9 protein-coding genes are annotated in these 5585 nt (G+C 37.0%); 4 read left to right on the forward strand and 5 right to left on the reverse strand.

The window, feature by feature from the left end:
* Window positions 1–182: 182 nt before the first annotated feature.
* Window positions 183–1043, reverse strand: a complete 861-nt coding sequence (locus A2290_06460) for a hypothetical protein (GenBank protein ID OGC13999.1) — start codon at window positions 1041–1043, stop codon at window positions 183–185.
* A 147-nt stretch (window positions 1044–1190) separates the two neighbouring features.
* Here A2290_06460 and A2290_06465 point away from each other — a divergent pair, with 147 nt between their 5' ends.
* Window positions 1191–1487, forward strand: a complete 297-nt coding sequence (locus tag A2290_06465) for a hypothetical protein (protein ID OGC13992.1) — start codon at window positions 1191–1193, stop codon at window positions 1485–1487.
* A 27-nt stretch (window positions 1488–1514) separates the two neighbouring features.
* Here the strand turns inward: A2290_06465 and A2290_06470 are convergent, their stop codons facing one another.
* A complete protein-coding gene (locus tag A2290_06470) occupies window positions 1515–1742 on the reverse strand; it encodes a hypothetical protein (protein ID OGC13993.1) in 228 nt (75 codons plus the stop codon).
* Window positions 1739–1945 carry a hypothetical protein gene (locus A2290_06475; protein ID OGC14000.1) on the reverse strand — a complete coding sequence of 69 codons (207 nt, stop codon included), beginning with the start codon at window positions 1943–1945 and terminating at the stop codon, window positions 1739–1741. The genes A2290_06470 and A2290_06475 overlap by 4 nt, the downstream gene beginning before the upstream one ends.
* Before the next feature lie 79 nt (window positions 1946–2024).
* Here A2290_06475 and A2290_06480 point away from each other — a divergent pair, with 79 nt between their 5' ends.
* Window positions 2025–2822, forward strand: coding sequence for a hypothetical protein (locus tag A2290_06480; GenBank protein OGC13994.1), 798 nt, complete (start codon window positions 2025–2027; stop codon window positions 2820–2822).
* 36 nt (window positions 2823–2858) lie between these two features.
* On the opposite strand, the gene A2290_06485 is transcribed toward A2290_06480, so the two are convergent.
* Entirely contained in the window at window positions 2859–3374 is a 516-nt protein-coding gene (locus A2290_06485; protein OGC13995.1) for a hypothetical protein, read from the reverse strand.
* A gap of 165 nt (window positions 3375–3539) precedes the next feature.
* Here A2290_06485 and A2290_06490 point away from each other — a divergent pair, with 165 nt between their 5' ends.
* Window positions 3540–4412, forward strand: coding sequence for a hypothetical protein (locus A2290_06490; protein OGC13996.1), 873 nt, complete (start codon window positions 3540–3542; stop codon window positions 4410–4412).
* A complete protein-coding gene (locus A2290_06495) occupies window positions 4358–4855 on the forward strand; it encodes a hypothetical protein (GenBank protein OGC13997.1) in 498 nt (165 codons plus the stop codon). The genes A2290_06490 and A2290_06495 overlap by 55 nt, the downstream gene beginning before the upstream one ends.
* Window positions 4856–4988: 133 nt before the next feature.
* Here A2290_06495 and A2290_06500 read toward each other — a convergent pair whose 3' ends face one another.
* Window positions 4989–5411: an arsenate reductase gene (locus A2290_06500; GenBank protein ID OGC13998.1), complete on the reverse strand. Its 423-nt coding sequence runs from the start codon at window positions 5409–5411 to the stop codon at window positions 4989–4991.
* Window positions 5412–5585: the final 174 nt, after the last annotated feature.

Below are 5585 nucleotides of genomic sequence, written 5' to 3' on the forward strand. Positions count from 1 at the left end.
GGATAAGAGATAGGATACCAATTTGTGCCAAAAAGAAAAGAGGTGATACTAACTTCTCTAAATAAAGACAGCCCTTCTTTTAATAAGAAAATAAGGATCAATGCGACAAAAACAATCGAAGCAAACCCTGAAAAGAAAATCAGCTTTTCTATTAAAAATTCAATCCGTTTTTTCATCTACTATTATTTTACAGGAACAAAATCCATCTTCAAGACAATTTTTTGACCTTCGGGACTAAAGACAAAATCAAGAAACGATTTTATTTTTTCCGTAGGTTCTCCGTTTGTATAAAACAATAAAGACCTTGCAATAGGATATTTACCATTTTTCACCGTATCAATTGAAGGAAAAACATAGGGTGATTTACCATCTTTGGCAATTGGCACCGCTTTTTGCCTATCATTTAAATAACCAAGCCCTATATAGCCAATCGCGGAAGAATTGGAAGCCACCTCTTCGACTATTGCCTGTGAAGACGGCATCATAAGGGCGCTCTGGTTAAATTCGTCTTTATTATTCTTATCTCCATGCTTGATGACATGTTCTAAAAAGAAAACATGCGTCCCGGAATTTCTGTCACGGGAGAGGGCGACAATTTTTTCATCTTTGCCACCAACCTCTTTCCAATTTTTTATTTTTCCGGTATAGATATCAGCCAACTGCTGCATTGTTAATTTGCTTACAGGATTTGAGGGGTTTATGACTATTGTTACTCCATCGTTTGCGACATGGAATTCTTTTGGATTAATCCCGCGTTTTTTCGCCATTTCAATTTCACTTGGCTCCATGTTGCGGGATGCTTGAGCGATATCCGTAGCGCCACTTATAAGAGCTGCAATTCCCGTGCCAGAACCCCCGCCTGTAATGGCAAGAGATATATCACTGTGTTCTTTCATAAATACTTCAGCCCAAGCTTGACCAAGATTAACCATGGTATCTGAACCTCTAATTTGAATAGCCTTATTTCCAGAAGCACAACCCAAAAGAAAAGCAACGGATAATAAAAGAAAAAGAGAAGCAAAAATTACTTTTTTAAACATTATACCCCTCCTAAGCAAATAAACTTATGAGTAAGTATATTATGACAATGTTACGGGAATATTACATAAATGTTACAGGAAGGTTACAAGACGCTAAATTAGAAAGTAGTAATGCGTCTCCTTCCTACTCCCGACGGAGTAAATAGCAATGTGGAAAAAATTATCTTTTTGGGAGTTAAACCTGCTTACTTATTTTTGGTCAGGAGTCAATATTATAGGGATACTGATTTGGGTAGAAAAAGAATATTAGATAATCAAAGAATACATGTTTTTACTTCCCAATTTGCAGAAAATTTCGCTCTTTCTGAAAATGAGGCCAAAGTTTTAACTAAAGCTTTAAATGAAAGAGTAGTGGATACTATCTTGGATAACTATCGAAAACATGAGGAAGAAATGCGTAGATACGAAGAAAATAAATTAAGATCAAGGGTCCCAGTATACTATTGAAATTCTTAGCCCCGATTTATTTCTGAATTAACACTTTAACAACCGACTAAACTCATCGACAGACAAATCGGCTTGACGGATAATTGCCCTAAGCGTGCCGCGATCCAACTCCTTATGATTTGGAACAACAACTTGGCAAAAAGGAACATCTCTTCGCAAAGCTACGTGGCTTCCTTCCTGCCTTTTAAAGTAAAAGCCTGCCTTTTCTAAAGCCTTTATACATTCTTTGCCAGATGCCACTGGAAGTTTGGTCATACGGCAACAACCATGGCGTCAAATCGTTCTGATGGGACAGAGAGATGGTCTTCTTCTAAAGCATGTATATAGCAAGAAATCGCTTCTTTCGCATTCTGAATAGCTTCTTCTTTTGTTTTTCCTTGGCTAATACAACCAGGAAGACTTGGGCATTCCGCAATCCAATAGGAATCTTCTCCATGATATATAATCACTTCTCTCATTTTAATTTCACCTCTCATTGAAATTCTCTCTACAATCTGTCGACATTATAGCAGGAAAGAGCACAGGAGGTCTACATGCATGAGCAATTTAATGGTCGCAAAATTAGCTAGAAACATTTTTGAATATGGTGGGTTTTGTTTTAATGGACTTGATAGTCTTGACCAAGGAAAAGGAAAGTACTCTAATGCTTTGTCAAGGGCTTTACAATTTCCGCCAACAGCCTCAACACACTCTTTAAGTAAAGCCAAAGGTGAGCTGGGGTCTTTGGGGAATTTGAGCGAGAGAAATAATAGCGATAAGATTTCTTCCCCCTGGAAAATTTTTGTAGCAAATTCTACTAATCCAGGCAGAGGACATTTTACAATATTATCAATTAATGGATTGATAACTCTTTACCCTCGTGAAATGGATGTAAGAGACCATGAAGCGCTTAGGTGCGATGTGCTTTGGAATGCTGCTCATCCTGTACCACAATCACCACAACAAACATTATGGGAAAGAATTACTCGCAAACCAGAACCATACATTCCAAGACCCGAAAAAACACTTAAAAATTTAATGCATGTTTTTTGGGTAACTGGAAATAATACACAGTTGATTTTTGGACGCGGAAGCGTTAGTGCGGCATTTCTATTGCCATCTTCAGATGCAATGGATCTTATGAGAATGGCAAGAGAGAATCCTAATAACTATCATGCTCTTCTTGCTACTTTATGGCCAGGATACAGGTTTCTTCATCCACTATTAAACTTGGGAAAGATGGAAATACAAGAGGTTGTTGAGCCAATGGCTAGTGAGAATCGAGCCTTTCAATTAGTGCGGCAAGGAAAACGGTTTTCTAACAAAGTCATATGTTATAACCCTTCGCTTCCTTGATATCGGCTCTTATGCCTTTTTAACTTTCTCAGGACTTTATAACGCCAAAAAGCCGATTCCCCTTTTAGGCTTTTCAGGCACAGCAAGCATTTGTTTTATGGTTTCAAAAATTAGTTTAATATCGTCGGTATTAGTGCCAACTTTAGATTCAAGTTCTTTCAATTTTTCAGCAAGAACTTTATTATTTTCCATAAAAAATCTTAATTTTGTGAAGGTTCTCATTATTGCAATATTTACATCAATAGCTTGTTGGCTGTTTAAAACAGAAGAAAGCATTAAAATTCCATGTTCTGTAAAAACATAAGGCAAAGCGCCTCCAAAATACGACTTAGATGGTATGACATTTTGGCATACCATTAAATCAATCTCTTGATTTGAAAGTACAAACATAAAATCTTCTGGAAATCTTTTTAGATTTCTTTTAACTTGTCTTTTAAGCTGTGATGTATCAATTCCATAAAGCTCCGCCAAATCCCGATCCAACATCACCTTCAATCCTCTTATCACATAAATCTTATTCTCGATAACTTCTACAGGAACTACATTTTTCATATAAAAACACCTCCACCCAAGTGCCAGCAATTTTCATGCCACGGGGTAGATAGTGGAAAGCGGATGCCTAACGGCCTCTGCCTGCCAACAGGCAGAGGCAAGGTCATTGCTGTCTTGTTGAACCGCTTTGTTTGAAACCCTCATCGATTATGATATTATTGCAACATGGATATCGTTCTCAGAGTAAAAAACAGATCAACAAAAAAAGAGATATTTATTAACAATAATCTAAAAATATACGACAAAGAAGAGATATTACTTCTTATCACACAACAAAAAATCAATAATCTGTCTTTAGCAAAAAGAAACGGGAAAGCATACATAAAATCAAAACCAAACGCTAAAACCACGGACAATCTTTCCAGTAAGTCAATTTCTCACACTGAGCTTATATCATTTTATAAAAACTACGCCAAGGCAATTACTGATAAAAATATTAAAAAGTATGACTATGTTCGCAGAAAACAACAGAAAAAAAACCTTATCACTATCAAGGATGATAAGGGGGATTTTGTCTCAACTAAAACAGACAATGACATTAAAAATCACCTTGAAAAATATAGGGGCGTTATTTTTAAAGCCGCAAGAGAGCAAAAGATTGATCCTTTTCTACTTGGTGCCATTTTAATCGATGAATATTGTCGTATGGGGTGGGACGATTGGCTTGACTGGTTGGGCGCCTTAAATATTAAAGATACTTCTGTTGGTATAGCACAGATAAAACTTAGCACCGCCAGGGAAATTCTTAAAAAGCGCTATTATAATCCTGCTCCCGGTAAAATTACTCACCAATCACCCTCAATGCAAATTTGGTTATACTTAAATCGACCGGAACACTCAATTCAGTTTTCTGCCGCTACTATAAAGTTGTCAATTGTGTATTGGCAGAAAAAGAAAATTGATATATCAAAACAAACCAGAGTATTGGCCTATCTTTATTCATACGGATACACCAAAGACATCAAGAGGGCGAGAGTAAAAAGATGCATACAAATTTCAGCCGAATTTTACCAAATGGCAAAGTCAATACTGTTGTAAAAATATTTTTTCTGTTAACATTTATAGTATTGATTGCTGGTTTGCTATGGGTAGCAGGTTTACCCTTTCCTTACTTGCTTAATAACTATCGTTTAAATTCTTTTGCTGATCAGCTAAATAATATACCGCCTCCTCCCCAAACAAAAAGAGTCGGTCCCTCTGTCAAGAAATTCGGGAATCTTGGAACCTGCAGTAAGCATGGTGATTATTATGCGGAATTTAGAATTATTACCTCATTGTCCTATCCGCAGTTAAAAACGTTTTATGACCAATATAGCATTCAAGTGCCAGAGATAAATGATGTCTTTTCATCCTTATTTAGAGGACTTGGCACGCATGGCTTGCAAGCTGTTGAGGTTGAAAAGATTGAAGGGATAAAAAATGGCTATGTGGTTTATGCTTTTGACCCTGGCTATTGGCATAATGATTTTAGATGCTGGTAAAGTCGACAATTTAACCCTGATTATCCTAATCAAGGTGAATAATCGGGGTTAATTATATAATATCGCACAGCGATACCATCATTGGACATTCGACATTGGAAAACTTGTCCTGAGCTTGTCGAAGGATTGGAAATTAGACAGTACCCCACTCCTTAATCTTACTCTCAATAGAATCCCTCACAACCCTCACCTTTGCCAACTTTTCTTGATCTGTCCCCGTAAAACCCGACGGATCAGTAAAACTCCAATTCATTTTAACAGCATTCCCAGGGAAAATAGGACATCTTTGCGCAGAAGCTTCATCACAAACCGTAATTACATAATCGTAAAGTTTCCCCTGCTTATAAAAATCAAAAACACTCTTTGTTTTATTGCCTGAAATATCAATTCCAACCTCTTTCATAGCTTCTACAACAAGAGGATTAAGTATCCCAGCCTCAAGCCCCGCGCTTTCAACTTCAAACTTATCACCGCCGTATTTTTTCAAAAAAGCTTCCGCCATTTGGCTCCTTGCCGAATTATGAATACATATAAACAAAACTTTTTTCTTGTCCATAAAAAATCGCCCCCTTATTAGCCTTCCTTGGCAAAAAAATGCCTTGTCATCAAACTTATTTTGACCAGCATCAACATTACAGGAACCTCAATTAGAACTCCGACAACAGTCGCAAGCGAAGCCCCGGATGATAAGCCAAACAATATTGTTGAAGTGGCAATCGCAACTTCAAAA

Source organism: candidate division WOR-1 bacterium RIFOXYB2_FULL_36_35, from assembly GCA_001771505.1.
GTDB lineage: Bacteria > Margulisbacteria > WOR-1 > XYC2-FULL-46-14 > XYC2-FULL-37-10 > XYB2-FULL-36-35.